The 17,109-nt window shown below is 70.7% G+C and carries 22 protein-coding genes; 16 read left to right on the forward strand and 6 right to left on the reverse strand.

From position 1 onward, the window contains the following. Positions 1-284, forward strand: a 284-nt coding sequence (locus ACZ7OH_RS26185) for an AI-2E family transporter (protein WP_470283191.1), incomplete at its 5' end; no start/stop codon positions are given. A 210-nt stretch (positions 285-494) separates the two neighbouring features. Here ACZ7OH_RS26185 and ACZ7OH_RS26190 read toward each other — a convergent pair. Then, a complete protein-coding gene (locus tag ACZ7OH_RS26190) occupies positions 495-827 on the reverse strand; it encodes a helix-turn-helix domain-containing protein (RefSeq protein WP_470283192.1) in 333 nt (110 codons plus the stop codon). Positions 828-1,663: 836 nt separating this feature from the next. On the opposite strand from ACZ7OH_RS26190, the gene ACZ7OH_RS26195 reads away from it, so the two are divergent. Next, a complete protein-coding gene (locus ACZ7OH_RS26195; RefSeq protein WP_470283193.1) occupies positions 1,664-1,915 on the forward strand; it encodes a hypothetical protein in 252 nt (83 codons plus the stop codon). A gap of 70 nt (positions 1,916-1,985) precedes the next feature. Here ACZ7OH_RS26195 and ACZ7OH_RS26200 read toward each other — a convergent pair whose 3' ends face one another. Further along, on the reverse strand, positions 1,986-2,405 hold the full coding sequence (locus ACZ7OH_RS26200) for a DUF6292 family protein (protein ID WP_470283194.1): 420 nt from the start codon (positions 2,403-2,405) through the stop codon (positions 1,986-1,988). A 192-nt stretch (positions 2,406-2,597) separates the two neighbouring features. On the opposite strand from ACZ7OH_RS26200, the gene ACZ7OH_RS26205 reads away from it, so the two are divergent. The 8 genes from ACZ7OH_RS26205 (at position 2,598) to ACZ7OH_RS26240 (ending at position 7,483) form a co-directional block, all read left to right on the forward strand. Further along, positions 2,598-2,729 (forward strand): hypothetical protein, encoded by a 132-nt coding sequence (locus ACZ7OH_RS26205; RefSeq protein ID WP_470283195.1) that lies wholly within the window; start codon positions 2,598-2,600, stop codon positions 2,727-2,729. Next, entirely contained in the window at positions 2,710-3,594 is an 885-nt protein-coding gene (locus tag ACZ7OH_RS26210; RefSeq protein ID WP_470283472.1) for an acyl-CoA desaturase, read from the forward strand. Before ACZ7OH_RS26205 ends, ACZ7OH_RS26210 begins: the two co-directional genes overlap by 20 nt. Next, positions 3,591-3,875, forward strand: coding sequence for a DUF5994 family protein (locus tag ACZ7OH_RS26215; RefSeq protein WP_470283196.1), 285 nt, complete (start codon positions 3,591-3,593; stop codon positions 3,873-3,875). The genes ACZ7OH_RS26210 and ACZ7OH_RS26215 overlap by 4 nt, the downstream gene beginning before the upstream one ends. Before the next feature lie 274 nt (positions 3,876-4,149). Further along, positions 4,150-4,767, forward strand: a complete 618-nt coding sequence (locus ACZ7OH_RS26220; RefSeq protein ID WP_470283197.1) for a hypothetical protein — start codon at positions 4,150-4,152, stop codon at positions 4,765-4,767. 18 nt (positions 4,768-4,785) lie between these two features. Next, on the forward strand, positions 4,786-5,352 hold the full coding sequence (locus ACZ7OH_RS26225; RefSeq protein WP_470283198.1) for a sigma-70 family RNA polymerase sigma factor: 567 nt from the start codon (positions 4,786-4,788) through the stop codon (positions 5,350-5,352). Positions 5,353-5,514: 162 nt separating this feature from the next. Next, complete coding sequence (locus ACZ7OH_RS26230; RefSeq protein ID WP_470283199.1) at positions 5,515-6,240, forward strand: GAF domain-containing protein; 726 nt, start codon at positions 5,515-5,517, stop codon at positions 6,238-6,240. Positions 6,241-6,282: 42 nt separating this feature from the next. Beyond that, positions 6,283-7,029, forward strand: coding sequence for a GAF and ANTAR domain-containing protein (locus ACZ7OH_RS26235; protein ID WP_470283200.1), 747 nt, complete (start codon positions 6,283-6,285; stop codon positions 7,027-7,029). A gap of 154 nt (positions 7,030-7,183) precedes the next feature. Continuing rightward, positions 7,184-7,483: a hypothetical protein gene (locus ACZ7OH_RS26240; RefSeq protein ID WP_470283201.1), complete on the forward strand. Its 300-nt coding sequence runs from the start codon at positions 7,184-7,186 to the stop codon at positions 7,481-7,483. Positions 7,484-7,642: 159 nt separating this feature from the next. Here ACZ7OH_RS26240 and ACZ7OH_RS26245 read toward each other — a convergent pair whose 3' ends face one another. Beyond that, positions 7,643-8,794 (reverse strand): N(5)-(carboxyethyl)ornithine synthase, encoded by a 1,152-nt coding sequence (locus ACZ7OH_RS26245; RefSeq protein WP_470283202.1) that lies wholly within the window; start codon positions 8,792-8,794, stop codon positions 7,643-7,645. A gap of 158 nt (positions 8,795-8,952) precedes the next feature. Here ACZ7OH_RS26245 and ACZ7OH_RS26250 point away from each other — a divergent pair, with 158 nt between their 5' ends. Both ACZ7OH_RS26250 and ACZ7OH_RS26255 read left to right on the forward strand, forming a co-directional pair. Further along, positions 8,953-9,411: a DUF5994 family protein gene (locus ACZ7OH_RS26250; protein ID WP_470283203.1), complete on the forward strand. Its 459-nt coding sequence runs from the start codon at positions 8,953-8,955 to the stop codon at positions 9,409-9,411. Between the two features lie 556 nt (positions 9,412-9,967). Then, positions 9,968-10,126: a DUF6307 family protein gene (locus ACZ7OH_RS26255; protein ID WP_470283204.1), complete on the forward strand. Its 159-nt coding sequence runs from the start codon at positions 9,968-9,970 to the stop codon at positions 10,124-10,126. A gap of 95 nt (positions 10,127-10,221) precedes the next feature. On the opposite strand, the gene ACZ7OH_RS26260 is transcribed toward ACZ7OH_RS26255, so the two are convergent. Further along, the gene (locus ACZ7OH_RS26260) at positions 10,222-11,823 is read right to left on the reverse strand and encodes a sensor histidine kinase (protein WP_470283205.1); all 1,602 of its coding nucleotides are present in this window, start codon (positions 11,821-11,823) and stop codon (positions 10,222-10,224) included. 173 nt (positions 11,824-11,996) lie between these two features. On the opposite strand from ACZ7OH_RS26260, the gene ACZ7OH_RS26265 reads away from it, so the two are divergent. Continuing rightward, on the forward strand, positions 11,997-12,899 hold the full coding sequence (locus ACZ7OH_RS26265; protein ID WP_470283206.1) for a hypothetical protein: 903 nt from the start codon (positions 11,997-11,999) through the stop codon (positions 12,897-12,899). Here the strand turns inward: ACZ7OH_RS26265 and ACZ7OH_RS26270 are convergent. Continuing rightward, positions 12,853-13,539: a response regulator gene (locus tag ACZ7OH_RS26270; RefSeq protein WP_470283207.1), complete on the reverse strand. Its 687-nt coding sequence runs from the start codon at positions 13,537-13,539 to the stop codon at positions 12,853-12,855. The two genes, ACZ7OH_RS26265 and ACZ7OH_RS26270, sit on opposite strands and share 47 nt — an antisense overlap. 93 nt (positions 13,540-13,632) lie before the next feature. Between ACZ7OH_RS26270 and ACZ7OH_RS26275 the strand changes: the two genes are divergently transcribed. The 3 genes from ACZ7OH_RS26275 (at position 13,633) to ACZ7OH_RS26285 (ending at position 15,981) form a co-directional block, all read left to right on the forward strand. Then, positions 13,633-14,304, forward strand: coding sequence for a BON domain-containing protein (locus ACZ7OH_RS26275; RefSeq protein WP_470283208.1), 672 nt, complete (start codon positions 13,633-13,635; stop codon positions 14,302-14,304). A gap of 40 nt (positions 14,305-14,344) precedes the next feature. After that, on the forward strand, positions 14,345-15,193 hold the full coding sequence (locus tag ACZ7OH_RS26280; protein WP_470283209.1) for a slipin family protein: 849 nt from the start codon (positions 14,345-14,347) through the stop codon (positions 15,191-15,193). 446 nt (positions 15,194-15,639) lie between these two features. After that, positions 15,640-15,981, forward strand: coding sequence for a hypothetical protein (locus ACZ7OH_RS26285; RefSeq protein WP_470283210.1), 342 nt, complete (start codon positions 15,640-15,642; stop codon positions 15,979-15,981). A 386-nt stretch (positions 15,982-16,367) separates the two neighbouring features. Here ACZ7OH_RS26285 and ACZ7OH_RS26290 read toward each other — a convergent pair whose 3' ends face one another. Continuing rightward, the gene (locus ACZ7OH_RS26290) at positions 16,368-17,024 is read right to left on the reverse strand and encodes a phosphoribosyltransferase (RefSeq protein ID WP_470283211.1); all 657 of its coding nucleotides are present in this window, start codon (positions 17,022-17,024) and stop codon (positions 16,368-16,370) included. Positions 17,025-17,109: the final 85 nt, after the last annotated feature.

Here is a 17,109-nt window from a genome sequence, read left to right on the forward strand (position 1 = left end):
TGATCGCCGGCGCGGTCGCCGTCCTCGTGGCCCTGGTGACCAAGGGCGCGTTGTCGGCTGTCATCGTGCTCGCCGTCGTGGTCGGCGTCATGCAGGTCGAAAGCCATGTCCTGCAACCCTTGCTGCTCGGGCGGGCGGTCCGGCTGCATCCGCTGGCCGTCGTCCTCGCTCTCACCGCCGGGCTCGTCGCCGCGGGCATCGTCGGCGCCCTGCTCGCCGTGCCCCTGCTCGCGGTGTTCAGCTCGGGTGTGCGCAGCCTGACCGCCCGGCCGGAGCCGGATTGACGGTCTCGCCGGTGCGAGTCGCGCCGACTTCCGATTCCGGACGGGACACGGCACCCCGTCGCAAGGTCCGGTTCGCACGGCGACCGAACAAGTCACCCCGCAGAGACGCACCTCTTCCCCAGCGTCGACGCCAGGGACGAGCAACGGAGCGGACCTCGGCGGTCGATCGAGGTGCACCGCGCGCGAGGTGTTCGCGGTACACCTCGCGGCTCAGCTTGCGGCCGGTTGGGGACGGGTGTTGCGTCGTTGGGCTTCGTGCAGCTGGTCTTCGAGGGAGATGATGCGGCAGGCGGCGTCGATGGCCGTGCCCTCGTCGACGAGGTGCCGTACCCGTGCGGCGATGCGCAGCTGGTGACGGGAGTAGCGGCGGTGTCCGCCGGCGGAGCGCTGTGGCTCGATCAGGCCGGTTTCGTCGAGGCTGCGCAAGAAGTTCTGGGACGTGCCGAGCATCTCGGCGGCTCGGCCCATGGTGTAGCCGGGGTAGTGCTCGTCATCGAATTTGTCGGCCGCGGGTCGGGCCGGGTCGTATTGGTCAGGGATCATTCCACCTCCACAGCACAAGGGACCCCGGGTGCCGCGCACGGCACCCGGGGTCCCCGGGGTTGGGTTTCACCATTGTCAGCCGACGCGACCGCCGGCTTCCTGTACTCGCGTCGTCCGGCCGAGAGACCGATGACGCGGGGATCGCTGACTCGTAACCGAGAACCACCTGCCAATCCGATGGGACTGCGGTACCCGCGCGGCGCTACTGCCCAGCCGCTGCGGGCGATCCGATGATGTGCCCTTTCCCTTCTTTCCTGTGTTTCCTTCTTGCTGTGTACTGCTGTCGCGGTCATCACCGGCTGGAACCCTTTCCACCGATCGGCCCCAGCACGCGTAACACCGCGGGCCACTGCCCGGAACCCCTTACCTTGATCGGTCCCGGCCACCTGGCTGTCCAACACTGCATACTGCGATCTATCCAACTGCGGGTACTGCTGATACTGCGGACTAGCTGACTACTGCGTACTGCCTTGCTCCGCGGGCACTCGAACTCCGCCCGCGTCCTGCACTACCTCGCCGGGACCGTTACCTCTGACTTCATCTTCACAACCCGGTCCCGGGTCTTGCTGTCGGTCACCAGCCGAGACCTGTTCACCGATTGGCCCCGTCCTGCCTGACCGCTTGTCTCACTTCGCGGGTAGTTACGTCCTCTCCCGCGCCTGCTTGACGTTGTCTCTCTCGGTACGAGGAGGACTCTACACACACCCAGCGGTGAATGTCTAATCCGGCCGACATAGATTTACTGCGCGACCCGAACGGGGTACTTCACCCTCGCAGAGTCGCAGGTGAGCTCCTGGGTGGAGGCCCCGGAGCACGCGGTCAGGGAGGACAGCGCGATGAGTGACCAGGTCGCCGGGCAGGAACCGTTCGAGCTCGCCGCGGTGCGCAACCGCGAGGACTACGCCGACGCTCTCAGCCGGTTGATCGATCGAGGTCGCCGGGAACGCTGCGTCGCCTTGTTGTCGGGCACCGAGGCGTACGCCGTGGCCGAACTGCTGGGCCAGTACGCCCAGCTCGACCCCGCGGACAAGCTGCACCAGCTCGCCGCGACCATGGCCAGCCGGATCTACAGCCGTCTCGGCGCCTGACCGCATGCCGGTTCGGAGCAGGTGATGCCGGGGTGCCCGCTGCCGATGACGACCACCTCGGTGTTCCAGGTCACCGTGGCTGGTGGAGGTAGGGCCTCAGCCGCTCGGCCAGCGACCTGCGGGTCGCAGGGGTCGCCGGGCCGACCCCCTTTTGGCCGGTTTGGTGCCCGGCGACGGTGTCGGCGACGAACTGCGCGACCGCGCCCGGGGACGGCACGAGGTCGTCGCCGTGGCGCGCGATGACGACCGGGTCGTCGGCGGGATCGGTTTCCACCGCGAGCGACCAGCCTCGCCGCTCGCTCCACACCAGCATCACGTCGTGATCGGGCCGGTCGAACCACCGCCGGGGCAACCCGAGGTAGGCGGTGGCCGTGTCGCTGATCTCCACCGTCGTGCTCTCGGCCGGGACGCCGACCGCGGCCGCGACCGCGCGCACGTACTCGCCCAGGCCGCGTTCGAGGGTTCGGGTGTCGGGTTCGGGGTGCTCCATGCTCGCCACGCTAGAGTGTGCACACAGAGTAATTGGTCGTGTTCGCGCAGCACTGTTCGGAGCGCTCCCGAGGGGCTATCCCGGACTTGATCGTGCCGGGACCCGGCGAGCAGGTACGTCAGCAGGAAGAGCGATGGAGATGACGAACACCATCGAAGGCCGGTCAGCGCTCAGGCCAGGGCCGCGGAGCCGATGCTGGCGGGTGAGAAGACCCGCACCGAAACCTTCTTGGTGAAGCTGTTCGCGGTCGTGCCGCTGCTGGCCTTGGCCGCGGCGGTGCCGTTCGCGTGGGGCGGGGCCTGGGCTGGACCGACGTTGCCCTGACGGTCGGGTCCTACTTCCTGACCGGGCTGGGCTAACGGTCGGGTTCCACCGCTACTTCACCCATGGCGCGTTCAAGGCGAACCGTGGTCTTCGGATCGCGCTCGCCGTCACCGGCAGCATCGCCATGCAGGGCCCGGTCATCGACTGGGTCGCCGATCACCGCCGTCACCACGCCTACGCCGACCGCGACGGCGACCCGCATTCCCCGTGGCGCTACGGCACGTCCGCCGCCGCGCTGGCCAAGGGTATCCGGCACGCCACATGGGCCGGCTGTTCGACCGGGAGACGACCAACGCGCAGCGTTTCGCCCCCGACCTGCTCACCGATCGCGACATCGTCCGGGTCGACCGCCGGTTCCCCGCGCTCACCGTGGCCACGCTGCTCGCCCCGGGAGTTGCTCGGCGGGCTGGTGACGCTGTCCTGGTCGGGTGCGCTGACCGCGTTCTTCTGGGCGAACTTGGTGCGGGTGGCGGTGCTGCACCACGTCACCTGGTCGGTGAACTCCCTGTGCCACCTGATCGGCGACCGGCCCTACGCCGCCCGCGACAAATCCGCGAACTTCTGGCCGCCGGCCATCGCGTCGATGGGGGAGTTGTGGCACAACTCCCACCACACCGACCCCACCGGCGCCCGTCACGGTGTCCGCCGTGGCCAGCTCGACACGTCCGCCCGGCTCATCTGGCTCTTCGAGAAGTTCGGCTGGGCCACCGAAGTCCGCTGGCCCAAACCCGAACGTCTCGCCCACAAGGTCAACCCCGGCTACAGCCCGGCACCCCGCGGCTTCGGCAAGCCGGAGCGCGGCCCGCTCACCGAGACACCCCGGAAGCACCCGAGCGCCGTCCGGCCGGACGGCGCCCGATCATGAGGGCCGTTCGTGCCGCGCGGGCCACCGGGCGCGACGAGGTCCGGCTGCAGCTGAGACCGGCAGCCGGCGGCGGGCACGTCGACGGGGCATGGTGGCCGCGCTCCCGCGACGCCGGCGTCGAGTTCACCGACGTGATCGCGGCGGCGCGGAACCGCATGGGCCAGGTCGAGCGGATCAGCTACCACCCGGCGACCGCTGGGAGATCACCCATCGCAATGTCGTGGTGGAAGGCCACCTCATGCGGCTGGAAGGGATTCACGTCGTGCCGGTGCACACCCTGACCTCATCGGCACGCAACAACGACGCCTGCCGCTGCTCGTCGTGGCGCGGACACCCCGCAGGACGCCGCCACCGGGCGCGGACCCGGGCGCTACGGCAAGCGCCGAGGACATCCCCGCCATCCGAGGTGGCCGCTCGGCGAAGGCAACCGGGTAACTGAACCGCGTTGCCGGACCCCGAGGTCTAGACTGTGCACACCGCCCCAGACCTCGGCGATCCTGGTTTCCCGGCGTCGGCTGTCCGGCTGGTGCCCCGGCCCGGACGGTGAGGCGCACGATGGCGGGACGCGTGGTGGTGGCCGGTCTGACCGGCCCGCTTGGCGTCCTGGCCATGATCGGTGCCCGGACCCTGCCGGGCGAGGTCCTGGCCGAGTGGGCTCTGCTGGGAGCCGGGGCGGGGATCCTTGTCGCTTTCGGCGCTCCGCGGATCCTGCGCGGGGGTGCGGCGGCGAGCGGGCCCGATCTGCCCGTGGGTGCGGCCACCGCGGCGGCGTTCGTCATGGCTTGCCTGGTCGTCGCCGGCTTGCTGGCCACGGTGGGCGGCGGGCTGACGGCGGCCGTCCTGGTCCTGCTCGTCCTCGGCGGGCTGTGGGCCGGCTACCACCGGGCCGCGCCGTCGGCCGCGTCCGAGCCACCCGGCGTCTCGGTCTCTCGTCCCGCGTCGCCCGTACCGGTGGCTGACATGGCGACCGAGGAGCTGTGCGTGGCTTGGCGGCGCAGCTACTTCCTCCTGCTGCTGGCCACCGACGAGCCGGCGCGCCGGCTCGTCGTCCAGCGTCGGCAGGAGTTCCTCGACGAAATCGAACGACGGGACCGGCGCGGGTTCCTCCGCTGGCTCGACAGCGGGGCGAAGGCCGGCAGCGATCCCGCTCCGTACCTGACCACCCGAAGCTGACCGAGGGAGAAGCACGTCATGGCGCTGGTCGATGGTGCGCTCCTCGCGTCGGCGGTGTCGGGCGATCGCACCGCTACGAACGCGCTGCTGGGTCTGCTGCAGCCGGGTGTGCTGCGATACTGCCGCGCCCGGCTGGGAGACCGGCGGGACCGCGACAGCGACGCGGACGACTGCGCGCAGGAGATCCTGCTCGGCGTGCTGGGCGCCCTGCCGGGCTACCGGTACGGTGTCGGCAGGTTCCTGGGCTTCGTCTACGGCGTCGCGGCGCACAAGGTCATCGACGCTCACCGCCGGGACGGTGCCGACGTCAGCGTCCCGGTCCCGGAGTTCGCCCCGGTGCCCTCCGGGCAGCCGGGGCCGCTCCGCAACGTCGAGGATCTGGAGCGGCGGCAGCGGCTGCACCTCCTGCTCGACCTGCTGGCCCCGCAGCAGCGGAACGTCGTGATCCTGCGGGTCATGTTCGGTCTGTCCGCCGGGGACACGGCGGCTGCGCTCGGCGTTGCCGGCCCGGGCGCGGTGCGGGTGAGCCAGCATCGGGCACTGGCCGCGTTGCGCCGGCACATCGCCGCGCCGCCGGTGCCGTGATGGCGTGGCCCGGCCCGGGGCGGAGGGTACGGTGGGCGGACGCAGCCGCGGAAGCGGTGCTGATCCGGGCCTGGTCATGTCCGAGTTGGTGTGGCGATCACGAACGCCGACTCGGAAGGAACCGGATGAGGAAACGCGTCGCTCGGAGGTCGTGGGCTCGCGGTGGCTGAGGTCGAGGTCCTGCGCGCGAACGTGCTGGCCGCACTGGGCGAGGACGGCGCCGGCAGCGGGGTCGACGTCGTCGGCCGGGTGTGCCGGGCGTGCGTGCGGCTGCTGCCGGTGGACGGCGCGGCGGTGTCGATGATGGTCGACGCCGGGCACCGCGAGATCGTCTACGCCAGTGACCCGGTGAGCATGGCGTTGGCGGAGTTGCAGTTTTCCCTCGGTGAGGGGCCGTGTTTCGAGGCGTACGTCCTCGGCGGGCCCGTGCTGGTCCCGGATCTGGCCGCCGGGCCGCCACCGGTGTGGCCGGTGTTCGCCGCCGAAGCCGCGGCGCAGCCGGTGGCCGCGTTGTTCACGTTCCCGGTACAGATCGGGGCGGTGCGGGTGGCGACCCTCGACACCTATCGCTCGACGCCGGGCTCGCTGAGTCCCGGTGAGCTGGCGACGGCATTGCAGGTGGCCGACGTCGCCGCGCTCGCCCTGTCGGGGCTGGAGGCCGGCGGTGGCCGCTGGCTCGACGGCGACGGGCGGTGGATGGAAGGGGCGGCGATGCGGTACCGGGAGGTGCACCAGGCCACCGGGATGCTGATCGCGTACCTGGACCTGCCGGCTTCCGCGGCCTTGGCCCGGCTGCGGGCGTACGCGTTCGGACACGGACGTCCCCTGCTCGAGGTCGCGGGCGACATCGTGGCCGGGCGGCTGCGACTGGACGAGGAATTCCGGTGAGGACCACTATGAAGGCAGTCGACGAACCAGGAGATGGTGGGCATGGCCGACCGTGAACGACAGGTGACCCGGGCGTTCGTCGCGCTGGCAGACACGCTGGTCGACGACTACGACGTCGCTGATCTGCTGCACACGCTGGTGCAACAGTGCGTGGAGCTGCTCGACGTCGCGGCAGCCGGGCTGACGCTGGCCGACGAGCGGGGCGGCCTGCAGGTGCTCGCCTCGTCCACCGAGCAGGCGCGGCTGCTCGAGCTGTTCCAGCTCAACATCGACGAGGGCCCGTGCGTCGAGTGCTTCACCGGCAGCACGCCGGTGCTGGTGGCCGACATCGCCGCGCAGGCCGGGCGGTGGCCGCGGTTCGCGGCCGAGGCGGCCAGGGACGGGTTCGCGTCGGTGCATGCGCTGCCGTTGCGGCTGCGCAAGCACACGATCGGGGCGCTGAACCTCTTCGGGCACGCACCGGGTGAGCTGTCGGTCGACGACGTCGCGCTGGCACAGGGGCTGGCCGACACAGCGACCATCGGTATCCTCCACGAACGAGCGGTCCGCCAGGGCGAGATTCTCTCCGAGCAGCTGCAGACCGCGTTGAACAGCCGGGTGATCATCGAGCAGGCCAAGGGCGTTCTCGCCGTCAGCGGGCAGCTGACCATGGACGTGGCCTTCACGATTTTGCGCGGCTACGCCCGCCGGAACAATCTCCGGCTCAGCGACGTGGCTCGCGCCTTGGCCGACCGCGATCTCGCCCCCGCGGCCGTGCTGACCCAGTCGGCGACGAGCCACCCTCACTGAACTCGACGGTTCGGTCCTGTGTGGGCTTTGAATTCGGCCGGCTTCGCGGCAGCGACCGGACGCCGGGGTGGTCCGGCGGTCGAAGCATGCGGAAAGGCGCCGAACGGTCTGCCCACCGGTGACCAACGGCCCTCGCGTGCCAAGGCGTGGTGCTGTGCTGCTGGAGACGGCCGACCGGCTGTCGTGCGACTTCATCAAGTCCATCACCTTGACCGGTCGACGCCAGTACATCCTCGCCGCCGTCGAACACACAACCCGCCGCGTTCGAATTCGGAACAACGTCGCCGCACCCCACCCACCGTGGACTGTCCAGGCGCTGCGGAACTTCGCGATGGGCCTGGAGGACGCCGGCGCCACCGCGCCGATCACCGGCCCCGGAAGGAGGTCCCACCTTGACGTACGTCGACAAGACCGGCTTGCCGGAGTGATCCACGAGTGCCGGCATGCCGCTTGACCTGCTCGGATGAGCTGATCGGCAGGCGCAGAGCCGGGTCACGGCCATCCTGGTTCCGCCGGTCTCCGGCGACGCCCCAACTCGCACAGCAGCTCGTGGAGCGAAGGCGGCGGGCTCTCGGGCCGCGGGCGGCTCGAAAGGCTACGCGGTCGCGGGCGATCAGTGGCGCTGGTGCGGGTATTCCGGTGTGCGGTGCTGGAAGGCCAGGATCGCCGGGTTGCGGATCGTGCCGTCGCGGATCTCCACGGCGCGCCGGACGGTTTCGTTTTCGTCCCATGTGGAGTGTCCGGAAAGGACCGCCCGCAGGTGGGGCAGGAGGGCCTCGCTGATCTCCCAGGTCGCGGAGTTCCACAGGTAGGAGGGGCTGTGATCGACCGCGTAGTAGGTGACGCCGTCGCCGACCGGGAAGGTCGGCCGGGCGAACGTCGTGGGCCGGGCCCAGCTGAAGCCCATGCCTTCGTCGCAGGAGACGTCGACGATGAGGCTTCCCGGGGCGAAGGCGGCGAGGTCGTCCTCGATGAGGAAGGTCAGCGGGGCGCCGGTGTCCTGCAGCACGCAGTTGACCACGATGTCGTGCTCGGCGAGGAACCCGGCCAGCGGTACCCGGCCGCGGGCGGTGACCGCGTGGCTGCGGCGCAGGTCGCCCGGGTTGGTCGTGTCGTGGTCGATGTGCACCATCGTCGCGGAGTGGATCGGCGAGCCGACCGCGCTGAGGCCGCGGGCGGTGAGGACGTCGACGTCGTGGATCCCGTGCGCGTTCAGCGCGGTCACCGACCCGCGCGCGGTCGCGCCGAAGCCGATCACCACGGCCCGCAGCCGGCGGCCGTAGTCGCCGGTCGAGCCGATCAGCTGCAGGGCGTGCAGTACCGAGCAGTAGCCGGCCAGTTCGTTGTTCTTGTGGAAGACGTGCAGGCCGAATGAGCCGTCGCGCCGCCAGTGGTTCATCGCCTCGAAGGCGATGACGGTCAGCTTCCGGTCGATGGCCTGCTGGGTCAGCTCGACGTCCTGCACGCAGTGCGGCCAGCCCCACAGCACCTGGCCGGGCCGCAGTTCGGCGACGTCTTCGCGAAGCGGCTTGGCCAGCAGGACGACGTCGCACTCGGCGATGAGCTGCTCGCGCGTGCGCATCCCCGCGACGGTGGCCGCGAGGTGCTCGTCGGGCACGCCGAAGGGTTCGCCGTAGCCGTGTTCGAGGTAGAGGGACGTGCGGAGGTCGGCGTCGATCCGGTCGAGGTGGTGCGGGTGGATCGGCAGCCGCCGTTCGTTCTCTTTCCGTGAACGCGCGATGACGCCGAGACTGAGCTGGTGCACGGTGGCCCCTTTTGCTAGATGCCAGTTTTAACACACTCCGCGAAGGCGTCGTGTACGCTGGGTGGTGTCCGAGAGCTTTTCGTGCGCGAGTGGTCGAACCTGCGCCGTCCTCGGCCCCAATTCGGCCAGTACCAGCAGCCGGAGACGGGAGCACCGACATGACGTCGGGCCCGAACACCGCCCTTCCCACTCCACCGGCCACCGAACCACGTCTGCGGCTGAAGCCGGAGGCGCCCGCCACCGGACACGTCGATGGCGCGTGGTGGCCCCGCACCCGTGACCTGACCGCCGAACTGCCCGCGCTGCTCGCAGTGGTGACCGGTCGGCTGGGGCGGATCGACCGCGTCACCTACCACCTCGCGGACTGGCCGGCACCGCACCGACGGATCGTCGTCGACGACTACGTCGTCCGGCTCGAGGGATTCCGGTCCCAGCCTGCCGGCACCTTGACGGTGGTCGGCTGGGACCGCCACCGGCTGACGCTGGTGGTCGTCCCGCCGGAGACCGGCTCCGAGGCCGCGGAGCACGTCCTCGTGACCGCCGCGAGCGGGGACAACGCCGACGACAGCGCGCACCTGCTCGCCCCACGTGGCGGCCGCGTACCGCTGCCCGCCTGAACCACGTCACCTCCGGTGGCGTCCACGAAAGGATCCCCCGATTACTACTTCCACAATGGACAGTTCGCTGTTCAGCCATCCCATCGCTGAGGAGTCTCGTCCCGGCACGCTCACCACGCCCCAGGACAGCCGGTACGGCAGCTTGTTCCGCCACCCCGTGTACACGCCGGCACCGTCCACCGGCGGCGGCACCGAACCCGGCCCGCAACGATGGCCCCGCGCGGAAAGCACCCGTGCACACGACCCGTCCGGACGCCGCGCCCGCTCATGACACCGGCGTCGTACCAGCGGGCCGGCCGACGTGGGTTTCCGCCGTCATGACGGCGGGGGTCGACGCGTTCACTCGCCGACGATGGAAGAAGCCACCATGCCGGGGACCGATGTGGAACCGGGTAGCGCCGGTACTGAGACCGGCGGCTCGACCGGAGCGGCGCACGCGCACGCGCGGGACTCCCATGATGCGATCGCACGCCGTTAGTGCACGGCCACCGTGGCGAGTGGGTTCAACCGCGGATGCGTCTGCGTCGGCGGGCAAGAGGAACGGTGAAGGAATATCATGACCACGAACGTAGCCTTTGTATCCCGATATGACCTGCGGGTCAAATTGGTGCGGGATGTTCTGAAGGAGAACACGAAATTGTCGGACAATGCCTGCCAGGCGCTCGCGGTGCGTCTGCTGCACACCATGGACACAATTCCGGAACGAATGCGGTGAACAATTGTCGTGCGCGCACGGCCTCCGGCGTGGGCCGGGCTATCCGGGCCCGGCACGAATGAGAGGGATTTCCGCGGACTGCGGCAATACCGGAGTCAGGGTACCGGGACAGTCCACATCAGACGGGTGCCGCCGCCGGCCGGGGTTTCGACCCGGAAGGACCCGCCCGCTTCCGCGGCTCGCCGCTCGAGGTTGCGGAGCCCGCTGCGCGCCACGGACACCGGCATCCCGATCCCGGTGTCCGTGACCTCGACGACCAGGTCACCGTCGAGGGATACGGTGACGGCCAGTTCGGCGGCTTGCGCGTGCCGCAGGACGTTGGTGACGGCTTCGCGGACGACAGCCTCGGCGTGCTCGGCCAGACCGGCGGGCACCCGATCGAACGATCCCGACAGCCGCACCGTCGTCCGGATCGCGGAGTCGGCGCTCGTGTCGAGGATCGCGTTCTGTAGGCGCGCACGCAGCCCCCGCCCGGCTCCCGGTTCGGCGTGCAGGTCGAAGATCGCGCCACGGATTTCCTCGATGACGTCCTGGAGCTGATCGATGTGCTGGCTGAGCCGGACGTCGATCGCGGGCGAGTCGCTCCGGCGGCGGGTGCCCTCGATGCCCAGGCCGACCGCGAACAGCCGCTGGATCACCTGGTCGTGCAGGTCACGCGCGATCCGGTCGCGGTCCACCACGACGTCCAGTTCGCGGCGGGCGGCCTGGCTTTCGGCGTCCCGCAGCGCCAGCGCGGCCTGGTCGGCGAAGGCGGACACGATCTGGAGCTCGTGCTCGTCGAACCGCGCCGCCCCGGGAGCGCGGATCGCCAGGAGCACCCCGGCAGTGGACTCGCCGGACCGCAACCGCACCGCCAGCGCCGGCCCGAGGTCCACGCCCACACCGTCGCCCAGGTCGAAAGTCAGGCCCGGCACACTGCGCGGCACGTGGTCGCGCAGCACCGCGCCCGAGGTCGTTCCGCCGAGCGGGATCCGGTGGCCGGTCAGCGCGTGGGCGTCCGGTCCGGCGCACACCGCGACGACCAGCGCTCCACCGGGCTCCACGGGCAGCGCGATGAGCGCGTCGTCGGCGCCGGTGAGCTCGGCGGCCCGGCTCGCGATCAGGCGCAGCACCTCGTGGACGTCGGTTCCGCCCAAAAGCTCAGCGGAGATCTCCCCGGTGGCCTCCAGCCACCGCTGCCTGCTGCGGGCCTGTCCGTACAGCCGCGCGTTGTCCACGGCGATCCCGGCGGCCGCCGCGAGCGCCACGATCGCCCGCTCGTCGTCAGCGGTGAAAGGCCGCTCGCCGCTGAGGTACAACCGTCCGAGCACCGCGCCCCGCACCAGGAGCGGGACACCGAGGAAGCTGCGCATCGGCGGGTGGCCCGGCGGGAACCCGCCGCACGCCGGATGGGTGCCCAGGTCGGCCAGGCGCACCGGATCGCGGCCGGTCACGAGCGTGCCGAGCAGCCCGTGGCCGGCCGGTGGCGGACCGATCCGGTCCTGGGTGGCGTCGCCGACGCCGGTGACGGCGAACGCGGTCGTCCGGCCGTCCTCGTCGAGCAGGGCCAGCGCGCCGTAGCGGGCGTCGACCAGGTCGGCGGCGGCGGTCACGATCCGGTGCAGCGTCGTCTCGAGCTGCAGACCGGCGGAAAACGCGAGGACGGCCGCGGGCAGCGCGGCCATCCGGTCCCGGCCCGACACGATCTCTTCGGGCATGTCACCACACTGGCACAGCGATCCGGCCCGCGGCGGGATCCGGCCGAACCGAACCGTGTTCGCAACCGACGACCTTCGCCCGGCACCGGAGGCCGTTCGGCTCTTGGCCCGGAGTCCGGCCCGGGCGGACGGTGGGCAGGAAGCGAAACCCCGGCGAACCTCGGAGCTGTCCCATGAAGACCGGTGTGATGCCCGTGGGGCACCTCAGCGCGAACCAGATGCGATCCGTCCTGCTCGCGGCGACGGCTCCCCCGCCACTGCGGACCGCCCGGCCCTGGCGGTTCCAGTGCACGCCGGACGCCATCGAGCTGTACGCGGATTCCCCCGCCACGAGCACCGACAGCGATCAGCGGGAACGGCTCCTGAACTGCGGGGCGGCCCTGCTGAACCTGCGGCTGGCGATCCAGGCGCAAGGCAGCCACCCCGAGGTGCGGCTGTTCCCCACGGCGGACCGGCCCGACCTGCTCGCCGTCGTGCGGCCGCAGGGACACGAGACGATCGCACCACACGACGAACTGCTGGCGGAGGCCATCACCGACCGGCACAGCAACCGCCGTCCGTTCACCGCCGCCGTCGTGCCCGATCCGGTGCAGCGGCAGCTCCGGCGCGGCGCCGAGCGGGAACGCGCGTGGCTGGCCACGGTCACCGCCGATCAGGTGCCGCAGCTGCGGCAGATCATGCGCCGCACGGAAGTCCCACCGGCGACGCCCGGCCCCGGTGGCGGAACGGATCTCGACGTCGAGCCCGAGCGGCTGGTCGTGGTCATCGGCACCCTGCACGACACCGCCCTCGCCCGGCTCCAGGCCGGCCAGGCCATGCAGCGGGTCCTGCTGACGGCCGGCGTCGCCGGGATCTCGGCGGCGCTCTCCTCGCAGGCGATGGCGGTGCCGGCGGCCCGGCGTGAGCTGCGGCAGTTGCTCGGCGGCGGGCTCTGGCCCCAGATCATGCTGCGCCTCGGCCACGGCACCGCGGTACCGTCCTCGGCGCAGGCGCGGCTCGAAGACGTGGTGATCAGCGACGAGCACCCGTTCAGCGCCGGCTGCCCGGACGGCGTTGCGCGTCGTGGATCCCGGTGACCAGCACCGCCGCCTGGGACCGCCGCTCCAGCCCGAGCTTCGCCAGCAGCCGGGACACGTAGTTCTTGACGGTCTTCTCGGCCAGGAACATCCGCTCGGCGATCTGCCGGTTGGTCAGGCTTTCCCCGAGCAGGTCGAGCAGGACGAGTTCCTGCTCGCTCAACCCCGCCAGCGGGCCGGGTTTGCCGGTCTTCGCCCGCAACTCGGCCACCAGCGCGGCGACCGCCCGGCCGTCGAGCAGGGTCTCACCGGATCCCACCCGGCGGATGGCGTCGACCAGCTGCAGCCCCTTCACGTCCTTGATCACATAGCCCTCGGCGCCGGCCAGGACCGCTTCGACCATCGAATCCTCGTCGGTGAAGGAGGTCAGCATCAGGCACCGCAGACCGGGCAGCGCCGCGCGCAGGTCGCGGCACAGCTCCACCCCGTTGCCGTCGGGAAGCCGCACGTCCAGCACCGCCACGTCCGGGCGCAGCGCGGGCACCCTGGCCATGGCCTCGGTGACCGACGATGCCTGCCCGACGACCGTCAGGTCGGTTTCGTCGTCGATGAGTTCGGCGACCCCGCGCCGCACGAGTTCGTGGTCGTCGACCAGGAAGACCGTGATGACGTGCCGGTCGTGCCGCGTGCTGTCATCCACCGCTCCAGGCTACGCCCGGCCGCGCCGAACGACCCCTGAACGAAGGTCCGGCGCCTCTAGGCCGGGTGGCTCGGGAGGGACCACGGTGAAGGGATGACACAGATCCAGCACAGGCCCGATCATCAGCTCAAGACCGCCGTCATCGATGAGCTCGCCTGGACCCCCAGCGTCAACGCCGAAGAGATCGGCGTGACCGTCGCAGGCGGTGTCGCGACGCTGTCCGGACATGTCGGCACCTACCCCGAGAAGGAAGAGGCCCTGCGCGCGGCGACCCGGGTCCACGGCGTGACCACGACCGCGGACAAGATCCTCGTCCGGCACGACCACGGTGTCCCGGCGGACATGGATCTCGCCCGGGAAGCCATGATCGTGTTCGACCGTCGCACGGTCGTCGTGCCGAAGGACTCGGTGCAGGTCGACGTGCGCGACCGGGTGATCACGCTGCGCGGCACGGTGGACTGGCACTACCAGCGCGAAGCCGCCCGCCAGGCGGTCGCCGCGCTTCCCGGGATCAGCGGGGTGCGGAACCTGATCACGCTCAGGCATTCGGGGGTCGCGCCGGCCGAAATCAAAGCGAAGATCACCGCGGCGCTGGCCCGGCACGCGCCGGGGTCCGCCCAGCACGTCGAGATCGGCGTCGACGATGGAAAGGTCACCCTGACCGGCCAGGTACTCACCCCGGCCGAACGCCGTTCGGCCGAGCAGACCGCGTGGTTCGCCCGAGGGGTGACCGCGGTCGACAACCAGGTGAAGCTCTCCGGCTGAGCATCCTCCGCCGGCTCCTGCTCGTGAATTCTGGAGCATCATGAATGTTGTCGTGATCGTTGTGATCGTCGTTGCGCTGCTGGTTCTGCTGGCGTCGGCGGTGCGGATCGTCAAGCAGTACGAGCGGGGTGTCCTGTTCCGGCTCGGCCGGGTGCTGGGCGTGCGCGAGCCGGGGTTGCGGCTGATCATCCCGGTCGTCGACGTGCTGCGCCGCGTGCCGTTGCGGATCATCACGATGCCGATCCAGTCCCAGGGCATCATCACCCGCGACAACGTGAGCGTCGACGTGTCCGCGGTCGCCTACTTCCGGGTGCGGGACGCGGTGAAGTCCGTCGTCGCGATCGAAAACGTCTACGCCGCGATCGACCAGATCGCCCAGACCACGCTGCGGAAGGTCGTCGGGCAGCACACGCTGGACGAGACCCTGTCCGAAACCGACAGCATCAACGTCGACATCCGCCGGATCCTCGACGTCACCACGCTCGACTGGGGCGTGGAAGTGACCTTGGTGGAGCTGAAGGACATCCAGTTGCCCGAGACGATGAAACGGGCGATGGCCCGCCAAGCCGAGGCGGAACGCGAGAAGCGCGCCAAGATCATCAGCGCGGAAGGCGAATCGCTCGCTGCCGCGGCGCTCGGTGAGGCGTCGGACACGATGATGGCGCACCCGCTGGCGTTGCAGTTGCGCAACTTGCAGAGTCTGGTGGAGATCGGCGTGGACAAGAACACGACCGTCGTGTTTCCCGCCCCGCTGATGAGCACCATCGGCGAACTCGGCTCCTTCCTCGCCCGCGAGGCCGCCAGCGCGAGCACCCCGAAGCCCACTGCCACGGCGCCGATCGTGCCGCCGGTGGCGGCTGTGAACGGAACCCAGGCCGAAGAACACTGATCGCAGGCGACCACCCGGACTCCGCAGTGTTCTGTCCGAGAAGGTCAGAGCATCGTGGACCGGGGTCTACTCGCCGGATGTGAGGAACCAGGGGCGGTGATCCGGATCCATACCGAACTTCCAGCCCAGATCGATGAACGCGTGCTGCGCGCCGTTCCGGATCACCACGGCTCTGGAGCGCATTGAGCACGCCGGGGGGTGCAGACTGCCGCGAAGCGCTTCGAGTCGCTCGTCACCGCACGGCGGGAGATCGTCGCCGCCTACCGGACGGTGCGCGGGCTCGACCTGCGGACCGACCTCGACCGGACCCTTGTGGTCCGCACTGGACGAACCCACGCTGTGACAGGACCCGGAAGCCGGGCGATACCGGGAGCCGGCCCATGGGGAGACACCGCGACCGACTCCATCGATCCAGGTCCTTGCTCCCCGACGGCGAGGTCGCCTGGGTGCGCAGGCTCGAAGCCCGCGACGCCGCGGCAGTCCTGGCTCAGCAAGCCCGGCTCTCCGGCAGCGACCGGCACCTCCGGTTCCTCGGCGTCGCCAAGCCGGCTGAGCTCTCGTCGAAGCTGTCGCGCGGCTTCGATGCCGGGCACACCGCGGTGTGGTGCTTCCTGCCCTTCCACCTGGCCGGCGTCGCCTGCTACGACATCCTCCCCCGCCCCACCGAGGCGGAGGTCGCGCTCGTGGTCGACGGGCGCACCCCGGCATTCGGCGTCGCGGCCTTGCTGCTCGATCAGCTCGTGATCTCCGCGGAGCGGAGGGAGTCCGGGTCTTCGTCGCCGATGTGAGGGGCGAAGCCGCGAAATGCTGGAGGTTTTGCGGCTTTGGACATCCTGCTTCGGGCCGGTCTCCAATTCTCGGCCACCAAGTCCGGCCGCCGTCGGCGGCCGGATCCCCGCACCGGCGGAACCGATGGACGCACAGCCAGGCCATCGTCCGGACACCGGTGCCGTGACGCCGGGGCGAAGAAGGTAACTGTCGCCGTTCACCGAGTTCCTGGCAGTGACGTACACCGCGTCCTGTGGTGTTCCGGGGCGGACCTGGCCGGACGTCTGGCCAGGCACACGGCCGACCGGTTCCGGAACGGCGACCACCTCGAACTCACCGGCGGCGCCGGACCCGGCGACGAAACCGCCCGGTGCCTCCCCGTCGACCTCGCTGCCCGCTGTGGAACTCACCGATGGACCTCGGTCGGCAGGCGGGGTTCGCGGTGCAGCAGTTCGAGCGCCTCGGCGTCGGCGACCACGGCGAACTTGCGGTAGCTGTTGCGGACCGCGTGCATCCAGGGCAGCGGGCGGAGAAAGGCGAACTGGTCCACCTCGCGAGCGAGCCGGTCGAGGACGCTCGCCTGGGCGACCGGAACCGCGAGCACGATCCGGCCGACCTGGCGGGCACGCAGGACGCGGATCGCCGTATACGCGGTCGTCCCGGTGGCGGCGCCATCGTCGGCGAGGACGACCGTCCGGCCCGCGATCGGCACCGGCGCGACGGTGCGGCGGTAGACGGCCACCCGCCGGGCCAGTTCGGCACGCGCCCGGCCGGTGAGCCCGCTGAGCTCCTCGGGCTCGATGTCGCAGCGGCGGATGGCGCTGTGGTCCCACACGAGCAGGCCACCCTCCCCGACGGCGCCGAACGTCGTCGCCGGCGGTCCGGGGACCTCGATCCTGCGGGTGAGCAGGATGTCCAGCGGCGCACCGAGGACGTCGGCGATCTGGCCCGCGACCACGAGCCCGCCCCCGGACAGGCCCAGGACCACGGCTCGGTCGCCGCGGAGCGGACGCAACCGGAGTGCCAGTCGTTCGCCGGCTTCCCGGCGATCACGGAACCGCATGGCAACTCCCGTCCGGTAGTGGCTTTGAAAGCCCTCTCCAGCATCACCGCGCCGCCCCCAGCGCACGAGGGCCGTTGGTCACAGC

It is taken from the genome of Amycolatopsis sp. NPDC114478, assembly GCF_055633805.1.